Raw genomic sequence first — 18,126 nt, forward strand, 5'->3', positions numbered from 1 at the left:
TCCCTCCTCCGAAGCAGCACGCTCAAGTATCGTCACAAGCCCCGAGCGCTTCGCGTTCGGCGATGTCCAAATTCCGACAATGTCGGATACAGTCAGATCTACTGGATTGCGTTTGAATGGTTTTCTCATTTGGCACAGTACATGCGGGTCATCCGCAAAACACGTGACCGACCAACAAGAGTTCGCATGATCACCTTACCACAACATACAGCCGCCGCGGAACAATCACTTGGCCCCTGATCGCCCACCCCGGCACCACAACCGGAGTCATCGATGTTCTGACAGGCTGCCCAAGGATACCTGCTGCAACAGGGCTTGCCCTGGTGACGACCACTCCGGCTCCGCCGGTTACCGACGAGGGCAAAGTGACGGATTTCCTGCTTTTCAACGGCATGGAGGTGGCTGTCATTCCCGACCACCGCGCCGGTCGTCACCCATATGGTCTGGTGCAGGATCGGCAGCGCGGAATGAGCCGCCGGGGATATCTGCATGTCTTCGAGCATCTGATGCTCAAGGCGCCTCATGACGAGCACGGCTCCGTCGCCTGGAGAGATTGAACCCAAAGGGAGATTCAGATGTCTGAAGCGAATCAGGAAAAGTTGGACGCATTCTTGGGGAAAATGGTCGGCGATCTCGGTGCGATCGCAACGGGCGCGGGAGTCCTGCTGGGGGACAGACTCGGCCTGTTCAAGGCATTGCGCGAAGGCGGCAAGATGACGGCCGCCGAACTTTCGACACGCACCGGCACCCAGGAACGCCTCGTAAGGGAATGGCTTTCCGGGCAGGCGGCGGCGGGTTACGTCGACTACGATGAAGCGAGCGACAAATTCTATCTCAACGCCGAGCAAGAGCTGGTGTTCGCTGATGAAGACAGCCCGGCCTTCATGGCAGGCGCATTCGAGTTCCTGTCCGCGCTGTGGCTCGATGAAGAAAAGGTGAGGCAGGCATTCCAGTCCGGCAAGGGCGTCGGGTGGCACGATCATAGCGCGTGTCTGTTTCGCGGTACGGAACGGTTCTTCCGTCCAGGCTACAATGCCAATCTGATCGACTCCTGGCTGCCGGCCTTGGAGGGCGTCGTCGAGAAGCTCGAACGCGGCGTGGACGTCGCGGATGTTGGATGCGGTCATGGTGCATCGACCGTGCTCATGGCACAGGCCTTCCCCAATTCGCGCTTCGTCGGCTTCGACTATCATGCCCCTTCGATTGAGCGCGCCCGCAAGGCGGCCGAGGTAGCCGGCGTCGGCGTTAACACGCGGTTCGACGTGGCGGCCGCCAAGAGCTATCCCGGAACCTATGACCTCGTCACATTCTTCGATTGCCTTCACGACATGGGCGACCCGACGGGCGCCGCCACCCATGTCCACGGATCGCTCAAGCCGGACGGCACGTGGATGATCGTCGAGCCGTTCGCGCATGATCATCTGGCGGCGAACCTCAATCCCGTCGGCCGCGTTTACTATGCCGCTTCCACTTTCGTGTGCACGCCCGCATCCGTGTCGCAGGAAGTCGGGCTCGCGCTTGGAGCCCAGGCCGGTGAGGCGAGGCTGCGCAAGGTTGTGACCGGCGGCGGCTTCAAGCGATTGCGTCGCGCCGCGGAGACACCGTTCAACATGGTGCTGGAGGCCCGCCCTTAGCGTGGCCGTCGCCAGAAATTGCAGCTCATCGCATTTGATGAAGATCACCGCCAAAAATCCGGACGCATCGGGCACATTTTCAAGGCGTCTGGGTTCACGCAGAGGTCGCTGCCGAGTTGTGTGCCAAGAGTCCCATACGTTGCGGCTCAGAAAGGACCCCACGCACGGCGACGAACATGCCCATAGCGATGGCCGCTATAATCACATATGTCCACCATGGCGCGTTCACAAAGCTGGTAAGCCACGTCGCACCGAACGCGCTTACGACAAAAACGAGAGCCTCGATAAAAAGACTGAGCCTGTACACATTCAGTCGTCTCATCCTCATACCACCCATCCAAAGACTGAGCTTGTTGCGCTACTGCGACAGAGCCTAACATATTGGAGAGTGCTCACTAGTCGACCGTGAACAATCCGAGCCCTAAGCGGCGACCGGCTTCGGCCGGATTTGAAGCAGGGCAATCAAGAGCGACAAAAACCCCTTCAGCCACCTGAGCAGGAGGGAGAAGTTGTAGCCGGCGGCGGCCAGGATGGCGTTGAGGGTGTCGCCCTGCTGGCCGGCGAGGTAGTTGCGGCCCATTCTGTGTTCGCTCTTGATGTGGCCGATGACGGGCTCGACCGCCGACCGCCGTCGCATCTGGCGCTTGATGGCTGGGGTGACGCGGCGTTTCTGGCCCGCGGTGAAGACCCTGAGCTTGTGGCTCTGCGGTGCGTTGTGGCCGCGATAGCCGGCGTCGGCGAGGATGCGGCCGATCTCGTTGCCGATGGTCTTTTCCATGTCGGGGATGACGCTTGCCAGCGTGTGGCCGTCATAGGGATTGCCGGGCAGTGCTTTTGCATGCAGGGCGAACTGGCCGCCCCTGGAGCGCTTCAGCGTGGTGGCCACCGACACCTTCACCCCGAACTCGTAGGGCGCATGCGCCTTGCCCTTGCCGATGCATTCCACCTCGTGTGCGTGCAGGCTGTAGATCTTGCGGCCGCGCTGGCGCTGGCGTTGCTCGAGAACGGTGGCGGCCTGGTAGAGCGGCCATTTGAACAGCGTCCAGCCCCTGATCGCCGGCGATCTGGCGACCAATGTCGCGAATGGTCCGGCCGAGATAGGTCTTGAGCTTGCGTAGCGCCTTGTTGGCCCGCTTGAACTGCTTGGCGTGGGCATAGCGCTGGTGGCTGATCAGCGCCAGCTTGCCGACCCGCACATAACTCTGGCGCAAATGGAGACCCGTCCTCTTGGCCAGCCGCACCAGCCGTTCGCGTGCCCGATGGATGAGCTTGGCGTCGGTCGGGAACATGACGTTCTTCGGCTGCACGGTGGTGTCGACGATCACCTGGCGCGTGTCGGCCGGTTTCATCGCCCCGGTCTTGACCGCGAGGCTGAGGCTCTCCTGCAACAGCACCATAATCCGCTCCTCGCCCATACGGCTGCGCCAACGCGTCATCGAGGAGCGGTCGAACGGCAGCGTATGGCAAAAGAACGTCTCGCCGGTGAGATACTGGAAATAAGGGTTCTCCACCCAGCGCTCGCACAGCACCTCATCCGACAGGTTGAAGGTGTGCTTGAGGATCGCCAGCCCCGCCATCAGCCGGGTCGGCAGCGGCGGCATGCCGGGGCCGTCCGAATAGACGGCGCCGAAACGCTCCTCCAGCACCGGCCAGTCGATCGCCTGCGCCAGCCGCACCAGCTCGTGCTTCATGTTGATGATTTGGTCGAGCCGGGAGCGGAACAGGTCCTGCTCTCCCGTCTCGCGCTTCTCGCGTGGCCTGGACATTCGCTGTCCCCTCGATTCGCCGCCGCCGAACCGAGTGAATCACGCTCCGCGCCACAAGGGAATCGCAAAACCGAATTGCAGGAAAACAGCGTCCAAATACCGCTAATCCTGCAATTCCAAAGCCGCTATCCGCCTCAATCAACAGGCCAGATCAATGGCTTGCGGATAGTTCACGGCCGACTCACTATTTCTATGCTGAACAGTCTCGCCTGAGTATATGTTTTAGCTAGTCGCTAATTAGACGGAATTCTGCCAGTCTGCATTCCCCCCTGATCTGATGTAGAGCAGCTTCCAAGTGGGAATTAGCCCCCCATCGACCGGATCGGGCGACACGAACATGCGCTGAAGGCTTGGCGGAACGGCTACTGGGACCATGATGCTACTCGAATGCAAGATAGTGTCAGAACGTCCCGGGAAGGCTGCAGGCAGGGGATGTCAGGTCAATCAGCCTATAGATATGATACCGCCCATTCGCTGAGACTTCACGATGGGCATAGGAGGTGGGAATTCTTGCCTTGAGATGGACGCGGCTGTCGGAGCAGGCGAGCACGGCAGCAGCGATGGCCTGAACCTTCGGGCCGCTGACAAAAACGTTCACCACCGCACGCGAGCCGAACCCGTCGAGATACGTCTCGAAAGCATCGAGGTGGGCCATCAGCCCGAAAGCCTGGATGTCGCGAACTTCGCCATCTTCGAGCCGGTGGGTTTCACGTACCTTGGCCACCTGTTGATCGAGCAAAGCATCGATATGCGCATTCTTGTCGCTTCTTGGGACGAGGAGCGAGATCCGTTCCGGACTGACGATATCGATCAATCCGTAGAATACGTCGGCATCTCCTCCGATCCCCACGAGCAGGACTTTCTCTTCGCCCATTCCTCCGCTGCCTTGAAGATGAGGGACGGTGACGTATCGGTCCAAGCCGCTGGAAAAATCCTCTTTGCCGATCGCGTTCCCGTAGATACCTTCGGCGTACCCGAATTCGAGAGACTGAATCGACATTTTCTTGAATGCCACCGCAATCAGCCATTGGATGTAGATTCGCGGCATCGTCGAGCACTCGACGAAAACCTTCCGCAGGCTTCCTTCGTATGAGCCACATGAAGCGGCCATCTGAGTGAGCAGGTGATCGAGGAGATTGATGTTCTTCTGATACTCGATGGAAGGCTCGAGGGTGATCACAGTCACTTCGACGCCCCATCGGGTACCCATAGCGATGAGCTTTCGCCGGTTTTCTTCGACGGCTGGGACGTTCGCTTCCTTCAGAGCAAAGTCCAGAACCACGATCTTGCCGACCTTCAGGTCAAGATGGTTTTCGAACGCGGCGAAACGCGTTTCCCATCCAAGCGCGACGATCGCGATATCTGCCTCCATCGTTTCGCAGGTACCTGCATCTCTCGCCTTCTCGGTGACGGCCAGATGGCCGAAGACTCGATACTCGACAGTTGAAGCGGTCATTCGAGATCGCTCTCGAAAAGCGAGTGCTGGAATTCGGTCTTGAGTGCGGGCCGCGCGACGAGCTCCTTAAACACCGAGTCGGCCCAGTCTTCTGGGAGCCGATGCCTGGTAAAAAGCAGGTCGACCATCCGCGCCGCAGGGATTGTGTTGATTTCGTACGGGCCGCGATAGGAGAACCCGAAGTAAGGTGCAAATCGCCGATGCAATCTGATCATCATCTCCTTCGATGCGGGGTCGGCGCGGTCCACCTCAAAGTTGCCGGCGGCGGAGACCTCCCGGATAAACCCATCCCTTTCCGCCCGACGCAGGACCTCGTCCAGTTTTCCGCTGGGTTGCTCCAGTCGGTTCACCAGCGAGCGCATTTCCTTTAGATCAACCCTGAAAATGCCTCTCTCTGTCGTTCCTAGAGCATTTTCTTCGGCAAACTCTGTCTGGAGGCGAGCGGTCAGGTAACCCAACGCCCGCACCATGCGCACGCTCTCTTCTTCGTACGGATGTGAAAGCGCCTGAAGTCCATCAAGCTTCCGTTGAGAGGCGGCGTTCACAGCCTGTCTCTGCTGTTCGAGATGAATCTGTAAATCCGAGTTGATGAATTCCACCAGTTTTCGTGGATCACTGGAACTCGGAACACTGCGGCGGAAGATCTCTCCCATTATATCAAGGAAATCGCGTATACAGACGTCGCTCAATGATGTGATGATCTGGTGCCCTACGTACGGGTAGTCATGCAGACGCAGCATCTGGCACGCTTTCAGAAAAGCCCATCCCTGTTTCCGGGCGATCGACCTCTTCAGATTTGAAGCATCCGCCTTGCTCATGGGCCGGCGCTTAATTTCCGGGTTCATGAGCGCGAGCGCCAGCCCTTCGGCATAAGGGCGCGCTTTTCGATCAAGAAGGAATTGCTGCTGATCCGCCGTCCTCAAATTCACGGAGAGGAATTCACGTGCTGCATCAGCAAGTGCCACAAGCTCTTCTCTGCCCTCGGAATGACCCGATATGATAACCCGCTCGATGATGTCATTGACGGAAAGCCGCCCCAGCCGGTTTTTGAGCGAAAACGCGCTGAGCGCATCGTTGCGCTCGAGATCACTCCGCAGATGGTCAGGAAGCGCATAGTACAGCCGAAGCGACGACACGTTCTCGCACAGCGTGGCGAACTCCCTCGGATCGACTGAATCAAGATTCTCGACGTCCCGGTCAGCATTCGAGAGCGACTGGCCGGGTATGATCGTCCGGATCGTGTCGTAGAGGCCGCCGATGTAGGCGAGGACCCATTTCACGTTGCCGCGCGTCTTTCTCACCAAGGTGTTCAGGAACTGCTGTTGGAGCGGTGTCAGTGCTTCACAGTCGTCAATCAGTATCTTGAAGAAGGGCGCCCTGTCACCGGCGAAAGATGGGCCATTTAAAAGTGGAGTGATCGCGGTCGCGACCTTGTTAATGATCGCGCCAGGGTCTGTTGCTCTGAAGCCGGTCGCTCCGGCATCGGCGGCAAAGAAGAACGCGTTGAAGCATTCGTCGACGTACCGGGTTATCCCACCCCGCAGCTCATCGATGCTGAAGAAGTCGAGACGGGCAGGTTGGGGTATGAAGTGCAGCACTTCGCGATGCAGTGCCAGGGCGACGTCCCTATCTTCGGAGGCCCGGTATTTCAAGTGGCCGTCGCGTCTGAGCTGGCCGATGCTCTCGAGCAGGCGTTCGACTATCTTCAGCTCCAGATAGTGAGAGAAGATTACGAATTGCCGCGGGATCACGGCGGCCGTGTCGAAGCGTATCCGCTCCGGAATGAGGTTCAGAACGGCGTTGTCGATTAGGGGCGAGAATGTCTCATTGAGCTGGAAGAAGACGCCATACCAAGCGAGCTTGCCGACTTGGTCCGAGAGACTTTTGTCTTCAAGAATATGGACTGTGGAAAGCGAGCGAAGAATGCTGGTCTTGCCGCTGCCTCTCGTCCCTGCGACGAAGACCGGCTTGGCGGCGGCAGAAATCAACGCCGACTTCTGACTGAACCACAGTATCGGGCGGCTTTCGTACTCGATCCTGTTGGGGCCGAACGGATTCTCCATCGCTATTCGTCCCTTACCTTAATGCGCCAAGCCGAGTTTGCCTTGGTGAGGCCGTCTATCTCGATGAAGCGCGCCGCTTGGAGCATCAGAAGAGAGTCTTCCAGATCTAGCCCGAGCTCGGCGGAGGCAGCAATCTCAGTGATCTCGTCCCAGAAGAGTAACCCATTCCCGCGCCTGGTGGCATGGTCGCGCAGTCGGCGCAGCAGGTCAAACGTGTCGTTGTTCAGAAAGGCCTTGCCGTTGGACATGGTCGAAATAAAGCAATGTTCGCCTTCCATGACCGTCCCGTCGGCGACATTGGTGCGGTAGGGTATAAGTCGGATGCCGACGAGCTCTCCCTGATCGGTCGTGAAGAAGACGAGCTCATTGAAACCTGACTGTATCTCTGGTGCTGAGATGCAGATCAATTTGCCGTCCGGAAACCTTGGATCGTTGACGATCTCGACCGGATCAGCATGTATGTGTCCATGCAGGTAGACGATAGGCTTGTTGCCCTGCAGCAGCTGAGTTCTGACAAATCCGCTGTTGAGCATCTCCGCGTATGGCGTAATGCGCGGAGTCTTTTGTGGCAGCAGATTGTGATGGCCGATTATGATGCCGTAACGCATGTCGGGCTGCTGGAGCAATTCCTGTAGGCCTGCAAGCATCTCACGCGAGATGTATGGCGTGTCCATCTGACCGTAATACTCGTCGTCGGACGCCTCCTTGTCTGGATCGCTGGGAGGTGTCGCGGGCGAATGTCCCGAGATGTCCGGCGAGCCGAGATCTAGAGGCTCTGTAGAAGGACTGAGTGCCTCGAGACGATCACGAAGGAACGCGGGAAGGTTTTGAAGCTCCCAACTGCCTATCGCTGTGTTGACGAGGATGAAGTTTGCGCCTGCGGATCCTGTCGGAAGTCTGAAGTGCACGGGTTGGTCCACGGGAACGGTCTGCCAACCCAAGCGGGCGGCTAAACTCGCCATTTCGCTGAATTTCTCAGTCGGTCCAAGTTCGCGCGCGTCATCACGGTTCACATCGTGATTTCCCGGTACGAATATCAACGGAAGCGCCTTTGAACTGCGTCCCTGTGCGCGGCAGAGCAACGTGAAATGCTGGAATGCCGAAGCAATGAAGGTCTTGTCGCCACGGCTCGTGAAATCCCCCATGAAGGCGATCGAATCCAAGGGCTTCGAAGTCGTCAGCCGCCGAAGTTTCGTCAAGACGGCACGCAGCGAAGACGCGCGTAGCTTCTGCGTTATTTTCGGAGCGAACTTGCTATCCTTGGCATCGATGTTGCTAGAGGAAGGATGCCAGTCCGGATAGTGAATATCGCCTACTTGAAGGATTCGCACCCGCCGCATAACTCGCCCCCCTGCCGAGAGCCATAGACTAATCCGTTCGCTTTTGCCAAGCGCGAACGATCATCCGCAGTGTCCTTAACGAGGTAGCCTGCACTTTTCGAGAATTGCCACGGCGGCTATTTTTCGGCTGTGAAGCACACGAGACCCGTGACGTGAGACCCAGTTGCTCAATGCCCAGTTGCTCAATGAGCTTTCTTACGAATAAGGGAGAATTTCCGCGGCCGGACTATCTCTGAGCGAGCGTGCATGACTGCCAACGGAAGGTCTTGCACGCACCCTTGCGATCTTGAGCAATGGTCGCCATGACTTTCTTCTTGCAGGCTTTTGAGTGGCCCAGCCTGCGATCACCAGACCCCACCGATTCTAAAGAGCGTGGCAGATGGGATAGTCGAGGTTGCCCGTGCACAGTCACGCTCAGGGCTTGCGCCGCCCAGAGGACACGCTGAAAAGGCAGATTGGGGCGCAAGCACGCCATTCACGAGAGGTTCGACATGAAGACCATGCAAGAAAAAGACATTCCGGCATTCGTACAAGCAGTTGTGGACGCCGGCTGCAAAATTTGCGCGATTGGCAACTTGGGATACGTCTTTGGCGATGCTGATTTCACGCCAGCGCAACGGAGGGCCGTCGAGCCACAGCTGCGTAGGATTGCTGAAATCTACGGCGAACGCGATCATCTCATGAACGAGATAGCTGTATATCTGCGGTCGATCGGACGCCATGTCGAGGTTGAGCCGAAGACAGGTATTTCCTGATGGCCGTGATCGCGAGAAGCCGTCTTCCAACCTCTGAATCCTAAAGGAGGTGACCCCCAAGGCCGTTCGTCACCTTCGACCAGAATAACCACATCCGTGACCGCCTGAGCTACTTGGTCGATACGCGCACATGGCCAATACAGTTTCTCCATCCTTCACGAAGCGAATGAGGCTTTGGCCATTCAGCCCCGGTCTACGGGGCGTGACTTGTCCCCGATGCATGCGCGAGCTCTCCGCCCGGCTGGCCGCCGGTCGTCGCCACCGGCCGAAGGCGCCCGAATGCGCTTGACAAGATAGCGTCAGCCCGTTCAACCTAAGGCATTCACCAGGGGAGTCCCGGCAAGGGGCTGAGATACTGCTGGCTTTCGCGGCGCAGTGACCCGTTGAACCTGATCCAGTTCATACTGGCGTAGGGACGGTGCAAGCGCTTTGCGGGAGTTTACGCCCGAGGTCCTGTTGCAGCAGGTCTACAGAAGCGTCTTTTCATCCTTCCGGCACAGAACTGGGTCTCCAATGCATGAGCAAAGGAGCCTCACGATGAATGCCCTCACCCCCGCCGTATCGACGGGACCACTGCCCGCCTCGCGGAAAATCCACAAGCCCGGCGTCCTCTACCCGCAGATCAGGGTGCCGATGCGCGAGATTTCCGTCCATCCGACGGCCGGCGAACCGCCCGTCACCGTCTACGATCCGTCCGGCCCCTACACCGATCCATCAGTCGAAACCAGCATCGAAAAAGGCCTTGCCCGGCTTCGCCACGAATGGGTCACGGCGCGTGGCGATGTCGAAGCCTATGACGGCCGCCACGTCCGGCCGGAAGACAATGGATTCGCCACCGGCGAGCGCCTGACACCGGAATTTCCGATACGCAATCGGCCGCTCAAGGCCAAGCAGGGCAAGGCGGTGACCCAACTTGCCTATGCGCGCGCCGGCATCATCACGCCAGAAATGGAGTTCGTAGCCATCCGCGAGAATCTCGGCCGCGAGGTGATGCGCGGCAAGCTGCAACGCGACGGCGAAGCCTTCGGCGCGGCGATCCCAGATTTCGTCACACCCGAATTCGTGCGCGACGAGGTGGCGCGCGGGCGCGCAATCATTCCCGCCAACATCAATCATCCCGAGAGCGAGCCGATGATCATCGGTCGCAATTTTCTGGTCAAGATCAACGCCAACATCGGTAACTCGGCTGTCACATCGTCGATGGCCGAAGAGGTCGAAAAAATGGTCTGGGCTATCCGCTGGGGCGCGGACACGGTGATGGACCTGTCGACCGGCCGCAACATCCACAACATCCGCGACTGGATCGTGCGCAATGCGCCGGTGCCGATCGGTACGGTGCCGCTCTATCAGGCGCTGGAAAAGGTCAACGGCATCGCCGAGGATCTGAACTGGGAGGTCTACCGCGACACGCTGATCGAGCAGGCCGAGCAAGGCGTCGACTATTTCACCATCCACGCCGGCGTGCGGCTGCACTACATCCCGCTGACCGTCGACCGGGTCACGGGCATCGTCTCGCGCGGCGGCTCGATCATGGCCAAATGGTGCCTGCACCATCACCGGGAGAGCTTCCTCTACGAGCATTTCGAGGAGATCTGCGACATCGCCAGAGCCTATGACGTCTCCTTCTCGCTCGGCGACGGCCTTCGTCCCGGTTCAATCGCCGATGCGAACGACGCGGCGCAATTCGCCGAACTGGAAACACTTGGAGAACTCACCAAGATTGCCTGGGCAAAGGACTGCCAGGTGATGATCGAAGGCCCGGGCCATGTCCCCATGCACAAGATCAAGCAGAACATGGACAAGCAGCTCGCAGTGTGCGGTGAGGCGCCGTTCTACACGTTGGGGCCGCTGACGACCGACATCGCGCCGGGCTATGACCACATCACCTCAGGGATAGGTGCCGCCATGATAGGCTGGTTCGGCACCGCAATGCTTTGCTACGTCACGCCGAAAGAGCATCTCGGCCTTCCCGACCGCAACGACGTCAAGATTGGCGTGATCACCTACAAGATAGCCGCCCATGCAGCCGATCTGGCGAAGGGCCATCCGGCAGCGAAAACCAGGGATGATGCCCTTTCGCGCGCGCGCTTCGAGTTCCGCTGGGAGGACCAGTTCAACCTGTCGCTCGACCCCGAAACCGCACGGTCCTTCCACGACCAGACCTTGCCCAAGGAGGCGCACAAGCTGGCACATTTTTGTTCGATGTGCGGGCCGAAATTCTGCTCCATGCGCATTTCCCACGACATCCGTGCCGAGGCCCAGAAGGAAGGCATGGCGGCAATGGCGGCAAAATACCGGGAGGGCGGCGATCTCTACATGCAGGCGGACGAGACTGGCGTACCGGTCGTGCCAGAGGCTCCCAAACCATCATGAGGGTGCTCGTCAAAGGGGCCGGCGTTGCCGGCCTCACCGTCGCTTTCGAACTCGCCGCCCGCGGCGCGACGGTCACCGTCGCCGAGATGCGGCATGGCCTTGGTGGCAACGCGTCGTGGTTCGCCGGCGGCATGCTGGCGCCATGGTGCGAGCGCGAAAGCGCGGAGCAGCCGGTGCTGGATCTCGGACGCGATGCTGCCGACTGGTGGGATGCGGTGCTGTCGGGTCAGGTGACACGGGCCGGGACATTGGTCGTGGCCGCGCCGCGTGATGCCGGTGAGCTTGACCGGTTCGCCAGTCGCACGTCAGGGCATCGGCGCGTCGATGAAAACGAAATTGCGCTCCTGGAACCCGACCTCGCCGGCCGCTTCCGGCGTGGATTGCTCTTCCCCGACGAGGCTCACCTCGACCCACGCCCGGCGATGGCGGCACTTCATGACAAGCTTGCGACCATGGGTGTCAAATTCCACTTCGGCTGCGACGCCCGGCCTGTTTCGGGATTCGCCCGTCAGATAGACTGCATGGGAATGGCAGCGGCCGATGACAGGCTGCGCGGTGTTCGCGGCGAAATGCTGATCCTTCGCACGCCTGATGTCTCGCTGTCGCGGCCGGTCCGTTTGCTTCATCCACGCTTTCCGCTTTATGCCGTGCCGCGCACCGATCACCGTTTCATGATCGGAGCGACGATGATTGAAAGCCAGAGCGCCGGACCGGTGACGGCGCGTTCCATGATGGAGCTGCTGGGCGCCGCCCATGCCCTCCATCCGGCCTTTGGTGAGGCCGAGATCGTTGAAACCGGTGTGGGTGTCCGTCCGGCATTTCCCGACAATTTGCCACGCGTCGAAACAGACGGTGAGATCATCGCGATCAACGGTCTTTATCGTCACGGTTTTCTCCTCGCCCCCGCCATGGCGCGCCAGGCTGCCGACCTGGTTTTCAGTCAAGACAGAACCAAGGAGCATGCTCATGAAACTGATGGTCAACGGCGAGGCGCGTGAGATTGCCGCCACCACGCTGGCCGAGTTGCTTGCCGCGCTCGACTATGAGGGCGATTGGCTCGCCACCGCCGTCAACAGCGACCTCGTGCACAAAGCCAACCGCGCGGAGTTCCAGTTGAGCGACGGCGACCGGATCGAAATCCTCTCGCCCATGCAGGGCGGCTAGCATGTTGGAGCTTTATGGAACCGAGCTTTCGTCGCGCCTGCTTCTCGGCACGGCTCAGTATCCTTCGCCGGCCATCCTTGCCGATGCAGTCAAGGCATCGGGCACGTCGGTGGTGACCGTCTCGTTGCGGCGTGAGATGGCGGGCGGTAGGGCCGGCGAACAATTCTGGTCGTTGATCCGCTCGCTGGGCGCCAGAACCCTGCCCAATACCGCCGGCTGCCTCTCCGTCAAGGAAGCCGTCACCACCGCGAAAATGGCGCGCGAGGTCTTCGGCACCAACTGGATCAAGCTCGAAGTGATCGGCAATCACGACACGCTACAGCCGGATGTGTTCGGTCTGGTTGAAGCCGCCCGCATCCTGTGCGAGGACGGCTTTGCGGTATTCCCCTATACCACCGACGATCTCGTTGTCGCCGAGCGGCTGCTGGAAGCGGGCTGCAAGGTCCTGATGCCGTGGTGCGCACCGATCGGTTCCGCCTTGGGACCGGTCAACATGACGGCGCTGCGCTCGATGCGCGGATATTTCCCTGGCGTCCCGCTGATTGTGGATGCGGGGCTCGGACGGCCGTCGCACGCGGCCACCGTCATGGAACTCGGCTTTGACGCCGTGCTCCTGAACACAGCGGTCGCCAAGGCGGCAGATCCGGTCGGCATGGCGCGTGCTTTCGGTAAGGCGGTCGACGCCGGTCGTGAGGCGTTCAGTTCGGGAATGCTCGAACCGCGCGACGTCGCCGTGCCATCGACACCGATGGTCGGCAGGGCCGTTTTTTCATGAAGCTCGATCCCTTCTACCTGATCGTCGACAGCGCCGCCTGGATCGAAAGGTTGGCGCCGCTCGGCGTCAAGCTGATTCAGCTTCGCATCAAAACCATGGATGAAACCGGGCTGCGCGCGGAGATCCGCAAGTCGAAGGCCTGGTGTGTCCAACACAAAAGCCAGCTCATCATCAATGATTATTGGCGCCTGGCAATCGAGGAAGGCTGCGATTTCGTGCATCTGGGCCAGGAGGATTTGCAAACGGCCGACCTCTCGAGGATACGGGCAGCGGGCGTCAGGCTCGGATTGAGCACGCATGATCATGTCGAGCTGGAAACGGCCATGTTTGCCGAGCCCGACTATGTCGCGCTCGGTCCGATCTATCCCACCACTTTGAAGAAAATGAAGTGGGCACCGCAAGGGCTAGAGCGGATCAGCGAGTGGAAGCGGCGGGTGGCGCCGATCCCATTGGTCGCCATCGGCGGCCTCAACCCCGACCGCCTCGACGGCGTCTTTGAGGCCGGCGCCAACAGCGCCGCAGTGGTCACGGACATCACGTTGAGCTTCGACCCCGAAGCGCGCACGCGAGAATGGATCGAAAAGACGGACCGATGGCGATGAGACGAGAACCGCATGTGCTTGTCGTTGGCGGATCAGATTCCAGCGGGGGTGCTGGAATAGCACGCGACATCGAGACGATCTCTGCCGTTGGCGTGCGCACCTGTCTCGCCGTCACAGCGCTAACGGTGCAAACGCACGACGCCGTGATCGAAATCCATCATTCGCCACCCAGCATGGTGGCCAATCAGATGTGTGCCGCGCTACAGGCCAACGACGTAGCCACAATCAAGATCGGCATGCTGGCGACTGCCAAGATCATTGTTGCCGTTGCCGCAGTGCTGCGCAAATTTCCGCAAGTGCCGGCAGTACTCGACCCTGTGCTGGCCTCCACCTCAGGCCGCGCACTTCTGGAAGCAGGCGCTATCGCTGCCATGAAGCGCGATTTGATGCCGCTTTGCTGCATTGTCACGCCCAACCTTCCTGAACTGGCGCTCCTTACTGGTTCCGAACCGGCTTCGGATGAGGACGGTGCGCTCCAACAAGGACAAAGACTGCAGGCCGTCGGCCCTCAGGCCCTGCTGATCAAGGGTGGGCACGCGTCGGGTCCCCGATCGGCCGATATTCTGTTACGCTCCGATCATGAACCCATCCACTTCGACACGCCGCGCCTTGCTATATCGATGCGCGGAACAGGTTGCATGCTGGCCAGCGCGATTGCGGCGCATCTGGCGAAGGCGAAGTCGCTCGAAGATAGCGTGCGCGAAGGCAAGCTGTTTGTGTTCGAGAAGCTTCAGAAATGCCGGCTGAATAATCACAACGTTCTGCGTCCAGCCAAGCAGACCCATTTTCCAGAATTTTTCCAGTAGCGAGACTGGAGGGCTACTGCTTCTCTATGCCATCCTTACAACGCGTTGAGTTCCACTGTGCCGTCCAGAATTATCTGTCGTTGTCCAGAATTAAGCCGGGCTTAGAACTGAAACGAACCCGCCGAAAGGTACGAGCGGCCCTCACTCGATAAGGGTTACCAAACCTATTCCTGTGGGCTACCAATCCGCGTGGTGGGTGGCCTTAGGTTACCAATCAGTGTGGCGTCCGGAATTATCTGCCTCTCTCCGGAATTAAGCCGAGATTAGAAGATCGGTGCGGTATTGCGCCCGGTCAAACCGTGTCGATTTGCGGCGTAGCCGACGTGTCTCACGCTTGGCGGCGTCGCACGCTGGTCCCGATTGTCGCCCGAATATCTGCCTACCGGCGACAGTGAATGCGCCAAGCTAGACCTTCGTCGATAGGGCGGCTCCGGTTTACCAATCCTGTCGTCCTAGGTTGACCAATCCGTTGTCGACCGTGAGCGGGTTTACCAATAAGGGCGGCTATATTCTGCGCAAACCCAATCACCTGATGCCAATCCAGAATTAATCGTCATTAAGGGCATTGGTAAACTCAGTCTGAAACCCCACCCTTAGCCAGAAAACTCTCCTGTTTTCAATCGCATAGCCCGCCCGCCAGCAACCGATAATTCGGGACCGGTAAACCCGTGAAAGGCCCAATAATTCCGGACGTCACACCAGTCTGCCCTTTTATGCGACTTTTCGAGCACAGACCGGGAACATCTGACCGTTTCCATTCATCGCCCAAGGCCGGTTTAGCGCTGGAAAAGCCAAAGTGCGGGAGTAAGAATGGCCGCAACGGGGCCGGAAGCCGTCGGTCAGCTTTCGGGGAGTGATCCCGGTAAGTTCGCAACTCATTCGCTTCTTTTCTGCAGTCCCCGCCATTACGAGTTGGCGGTGTCGGTCGCCGAGGGGATCAACGCCATTACTGCGGCTAGTTCGGCCCTCCGGACGAGGAATGGCATGCGCGTCGTCCCATAGTGCTTGGCAAGATGGAAGCGGTGCATGCCTCCTACGATGTGAACTTGGCCTTGGTACTCGCCGAGCAAAGGCGGTGTGACACCGCGGCCATGCAGCCATCGGTAGGCGATCCCACAGCTCTTGCTCTTGTAACGTTGATGCCAAGGACCCTTGTCCCTGCTGGCGGCGTAGGTAAGCCTGCCGCCAACGTCAGTGACATCAGCGTCGATAAGAATGAAATCCGTCGAAGCGTGGTCGCTGGGATCATCGCCGTCGAACGCGAGATAGAAGTTTGCAGGATCGCAGTCCCATATCGCAGTCAGTGCAACCGGAATGTTCTTTCTTCCTTTGCACCAGATGTCGACCTTGCGTTTCTCCTGAGCGCGGGCGACCTCGAAGGCTTCGTCTAGTTTTCCTTCCGCGACATCCATGGCTGTGATGACGTTCAAGCCAAGGGCCGTCAGACGGTTGATCTCGTCCACGTTCGCCATGCCTTCTCCTCTGGCAGCAGATTATTATCCACCGTTGGAAGATGCGGCGGCAATCCAAGCCTGAGGCACGAGGGCCTGTCCACGCCATTCCTCAATCAACTTGACTCCGGGAAGCTTGCCCCAGACGTCCTCATCTGCATGATCCAGCACGATGATCTGGAGGCGACCTTTCGCGGCCATGACCTCAGCGCCTAGGAGCGCAAAGACCTTCCTGACGGCGACCACGTCCTGATCCCTCCACGCGATGAGGTCGGGGCCCTCGTCGCCCGCCGCCCGCTTAGGAAAATAGACTTGGCTAGGTTGGTCGAAGATCAGCTGACCAGGGACTGGGTGATGAGGTTCGGCCAGGAAGTAGTGCTGCAGCGCAAGCATTAGTGCGACGTGATACGCGAGCCAATTGGCGCCGCTGCCAATCTCCCACAGGTAGTCCTCACGCGTTCCCCTAGTCACCTTGACGGTCAGGTCTTCAATCAACAGCCTAATCGGGGCCTCGGGCCACTCCGCGTCAAGCTGCGGAATCAGCCGATTGGCATGATGGGAGACTTGGTGCAACGCGTTGAATAGCTTGCGCTGGATGTCGGCCTCGGAGATCGTCTTTTGCAGCGTTGCAATATCGGCCTGCAGCGAGGTGAGTTCCTGCCGCAAATCCGACGACTGGTCGGCGCGGTCGTAGACGTGCAACGCCTGCTCCAATCGACCGAGGAAGCGCTCAAGCCTATCGAAGCGATTGGCCTCGTCTCGGGCGACGTCAGAGTCCCGTTCCAGCACCGCTATCTCGCTACGGACATCGTTCAACTCAGATAGGACCGCTTCAGCGGCGCCGCGCTGGCGCAGGATTTCCTTGTCAAGCGTGTTAGACATCGCAGGGTGGGTCCGCAGTCGGATCTCCAGACCGCCGAGGTTGTCGCAAAGGGCCAAGACCTTCTCGCGGCCGCCGTCCCCGAGTGCGACCAACGGATCGGCGAACTCGTCGGCCAAGTCCCTCAGCCACGTGGAAAGGTCCAAGCGGTCACGTTGGATGCGCATGGCGTCGCCGTACGCCTCGCTGCTCTCCACCAGACGGCGCAGTTCGTTCAGGCGCTGACGATGCTCGGTAAGTCGCGCGGCGATTTCAGTTTCCGACGCACGAAGGGTTTCCAGACGCGTCAGCACCACATCGATGCCGGCCAGGCTTGGTCGAGCAAGACTTGAGTTGCTGTTCGACACGCGCCGAAGCAGGTCAACAACGTCACTCCAGTCCTTCGGCACTTCAGTGGAGGAATCGACTAGGCCAAGTTCGACTGCCTGACGCAGCCACGCCTCCGCCTCCGCCCGCCAAGCGCCAGTTGCCGACACGATCGCGCGTAGCTCAGCCTCCTTCCGGCGGAGGTTGCGCTGGAGCCGATCGATCTCAAACCGCGCCTGGAGAATCTTTGCCGTGACCGCGCCCAGAACGTACGGGAAGATGGTCTTTAGCTTCTCCCGCTGTTCCGTCGTATCGGCCTTGAAAAACATCACGTCGGGATTGGCGATCACGTTCTGAGGTTGGAACGTGAAGGCCATGAGGTCGCGGAAGCTTGGCCTTTGCTTGAATCCATTCTCTGTACCTGGTTCGAAGTCGAGGTCAGTCAGTCCTGCCAGGCGGTTCATCGCGCGCTTGACCGTGTCGACATTGGTGGTCTTGTCGGTGATCGTCTCCGGAATTTCGACCTGTGCGCCCTCCAGCAGCACCATGTCGCCTGTGCTCTGTTGGTCCCCCGGTTCGCGTCGCGCCAAGAGCTTTTCGCCCTCCAGCGTCTCGATCAGAATGCCGAACCAGCTGCAGTTCTCGCGGATTACGCCCACCGGAATCGCGCATTTCTCCGAGCCCAGACAGTAATCAACAATAGGGATAACGGCGGACTTCCCGGTCTTCGACGCGCCGCTGATGACGTTGACGAC

At 59.5% G+C, this 18,126-nt stretch carries 13 protein-coding genes, 2 pseudogenes and 1 riboswitch; of the genes and pseudogenes, 9 read left to right on the forward strand and 6 right to left on the reverse strand.

Annotated elements, in window-relative coordinates:
• Positions 1-296: 296 nt before the first annotated feature.
• Both EN969_RS02005 and EN969_RS02010 read left to right on the forward strand, forming a co-directional pair.
• Positions 297-518 (forward strand): annotated as a pseudogene (locus EN969_RS02005) (insulinase family protein); the annotation flags it as partial.
• A gap of 57 nt (positions 519-575) precedes the next feature.
• On the forward strand, positions 576-1,634 hold the full coding sequence (locus EN969_RS02010) for a class I SAM-dependent methyltransferase (protein WP_024504268.1): 1,059 nt from the start codon (positions 576-578) through the stop codon (positions 1,632-1,634).
• A gap of 421 nt (positions 1,635-2,055) precedes the next feature.
• On the opposite strand, the pseudogene EN969_RS02015 reads toward EN969_RS02010, so the two are convergent.
• The 4 genes and pseudogenes from EN969_RS02015 to EN969_RS02030 all read right to left on the reverse strand — a co-directional run bounded on the left by EN969_RS02015 (position 2,056) and on the right by EN969_RS02030 (position 8,259).
• A pseudogene (locus EN969_RS02015) lies at positions 2,056-3,400 on the reverse strand (IS5 family transposase).
• Positions 3,401-3,800: 400 nt separating this feature from the next.
• Entirely contained in the window at positions 3,801-4,856 is a 1,056-nt protein-coding gene (locus EN969_RS02020) for a hypothetical protein (RefSeq protein ID WP_063169411.1), read from the reverse strand.
• On the reverse strand, positions 4,853-6,919 hold the full coding sequence (locus EN969_RS02025; protein WP_063169412.1) for a hypothetical protein: 2,067 nt from the start codon (positions 6,917-6,919) through the stop codon (positions 4,853-4,855). Before EN969_RS02025 ends, EN969_RS02020 begins: the two co-directional genes overlap by 4 nt.
• A 2-nt stretch (positions 6,920-6,921) precedes the next feature.
• Positions 6,922-8,259, reverse strand: coding sequence for a metallophosphoesterase (locus tag EN969_RS02030; protein WP_063169413.1), 1,338 nt, complete (start codon positions 8,257-8,259; stop codon positions 6,922-6,924).
• Between the two features lie 491 nt (positions 8,260-8,750).
• Here EN969_RS02030 and EN969_RS02035 point away from each other — a divergent pair, with 491 nt between their 5' ends.
• The 7 genes from EN969_RS02035 (at position 8,751) to EN969_RS02070 (ending at position 14,734) form a co-directional block, all read left to right on the forward strand.
• On the forward strand, positions 8,751-9,014 hold the full coding sequence (locus EN969_RS02035) for a hypothetical protein (RefSeq protein WP_082826710.1): 264 nt from the start codon (positions 8,751-8,753) through the stop codon (positions 9,012-9,014).
• A gap of 317 nt (positions 9,015-9,331) precedes the next feature.
• Positions 9,332-9,448: riboswitch (TPP riboswitch) on the forward strand.
• A 103-nt stretch (positions 9,449-9,551) separates the two neighbouring features.
• Positions 9,552-11,387 carry a phosphomethylpyrimidine synthase ThiC gene (gene thiC, locus EN969_RS02045; protein ID WP_063169414.1) on the forward strand — a complete coding sequence of 612 codons (1,836 nt, stop codon included), beginning with the start codon at positions 9,552-9,554 and terminating at the stop codon, positions 11,385-11,387.
• On the forward strand, positions 11,384-12,385 hold the full coding sequence (thiO, locus tag EN969_RS02050) for a glycine oxidase ThiO (RefSeq protein WP_063169415.1): 1,002 nt from the start codon (positions 11,384-11,386) through the stop codon (positions 12,383-12,385). The genes thiC and thiO overlap by 4 nt, the downstream gene beginning before the upstream one ends.
• On the forward strand, positions 12,354-12,551 hold the full coding sequence (gene thiS / locus EN969_RS02055) for a sulfur carrier protein ThiS (protein ID WP_024504260.1): 198 nt from the start codon (positions 12,354-12,356) through the stop codon (positions 12,549-12,551). The genes thiO and thiS overlap by 32 nt, the downstream gene beginning before the upstream one ends.
• 1 nt (position 12,552) lies before the next feature.
• Positions 12,553-13,326, forward strand: coding sequence for a thiazole synthase (locus EN969_RS02060; RefSeq protein WP_024504259.1), 774 nt, complete (start codon positions 12,553-12,555; stop codon positions 13,324-13,326).
• Positions 13,323-13,928, forward strand: coding sequence for a thiamine phosphate synthase (locus tag EN969_RS02065; RefSeq protein WP_063169416.1), 606 nt, complete (start codon positions 13,323-13,325; stop codon positions 13,926-13,928). Before EN969_RS02060 ends, EN969_RS02065 begins: the two co-directional genes overlap by 4 nt.
• The gene (locus EN969_RS02070) at positions 13,919-14,734 is read left to right on the forward strand and encodes a hydroxymethylpyrimidine/phosphomethylpyrimidine kinase (protein ID WP_063169417.1); all 816 of its coding nucleotides are present in this window, start codon (positions 13,919-13,921) and stop codon (positions 14,732-14,734) included. The genes EN969_RS02065 and EN969_RS02070 overlap by 10 nt, the downstream gene beginning before the upstream one ends.
• Positions 14,735-15,639: 905 nt before the next feature.
• Here the strand turns inward: EN969_RS02070 and EN969_RS02075 are convergent.
• Positions 15,640-16,206 (reverse strand): hypothetical protein, encoded by a 567-nt coding sequence (locus EN969_RS02075; protein WP_063169418.1) that lies wholly within the window; start codon positions 16,204-16,206, stop codon positions 15,640-15,642.
• A 24-nt stretch (positions 16,207-16,230) separates the two neighbouring features.
• The coding region (locus EN969_RS35795; protein WP_127418975.1) for a DUF3732 domain-containing protein at positions 16,231-18,126 on the reverse strand (1,896 nt) is incomplete at its 5' end.

Origin of the sequence: Mesorhizobium sp. M7A.F.Ca.CA.003.01.2.1, from assembly GCF_003998945.1 — a bacterium.
In the GTDB taxonomy this organism is placed as follows: domain Bacteria; phylum Pseudomonadota; class Alphaproteobacteria; order Rhizobiales; family Rhizobiaceae; genus Mesorhizobium; species Mesorhizobium ciceri.

Bases quoted from the DNA above. Each gene is read 5' to 3' on its own strand.
- EN969_RS02035 (WP_082826710.1), top strand. From the start codon at position 8,751: ATGAAGACCATGCAAGAAAAAGACATTCCGGCATTCGTACAAGCAGTT.
- EN969_RS02070 (WP_063169417.1), top strand. From the start codon at position 13,919: ATGGCGATGAGACGAGAACCGCATGTGCTTGTCGTTGGCGGATCAGAT.
- EN969_RS02020 (WP_063169411.1), bottom strand. From the start codon at position 4,856: ATGACCGCTTCAACTGTCGAGTATCGAGTCTTCGGCCATCTGGCCGTC.
- EN969_RS02025 (WP_063169412.1), bottom strand. From the start codon at position 6,919: ATGGAGAATCCGTTCGGCCCCAACAGGATCGAGTACGAAAGCCGCCCG.
- thiC (WP_063169414.1), top strand. From the start codon at position 9,552: ATGAATGCCCTCACCCCCGCCGTATCGACGGGACCACTGCCCGCCTCG.
- EN969_RS02010 (WP_024504268.1), top strand. From the start codon at position 576: ATGTCTGAAGCGAATCAGGAAAAGTTGGACGCATTCTTGGGGAAAATG.
- EN969_RS02075 (WP_063169418.1), bottom strand. From the start codon at position 16,206: ATGGCGAACGTGGACGAGATCAACCGTCTGACGGCCCTTGGCTTGAAC.
- EN969_RS02065 (WP_063169416.1), top strand. From the start codon at position 13,323: ATGAAGCTCGATCCCTTCTACCTGATCGTCGACAGCGCCGCCTGGATC.
- thiS (WP_024504260.1), top strand. From the start codon at position 12,354: ATGAAACTGATGGTCAACGGCGAGGCGCGTGAGATTGCCGCCACCACG.
- EN969_RS02060 (WP_024504259.1), top strand. From the start codon at position 12,553: ATGTTGGAGCTTTATGGAACCGAGCTTTCGTCGCGCCTGCTTCTCGGC.
- EN969_RS02030 (WP_063169413.1), bottom strand. From the start codon at position 8,259: ATGCGGCGGGTGCGAATCCTTCAAGTAGGCGATATTCACTATCCGGAC.
- thiO (WP_063169415.1), top strand. From the start codon at position 11,384: ATGAGGGTGCTCGTCAAAGGGGCCGGCGTTGCCGGCCTCACCGTCGCT.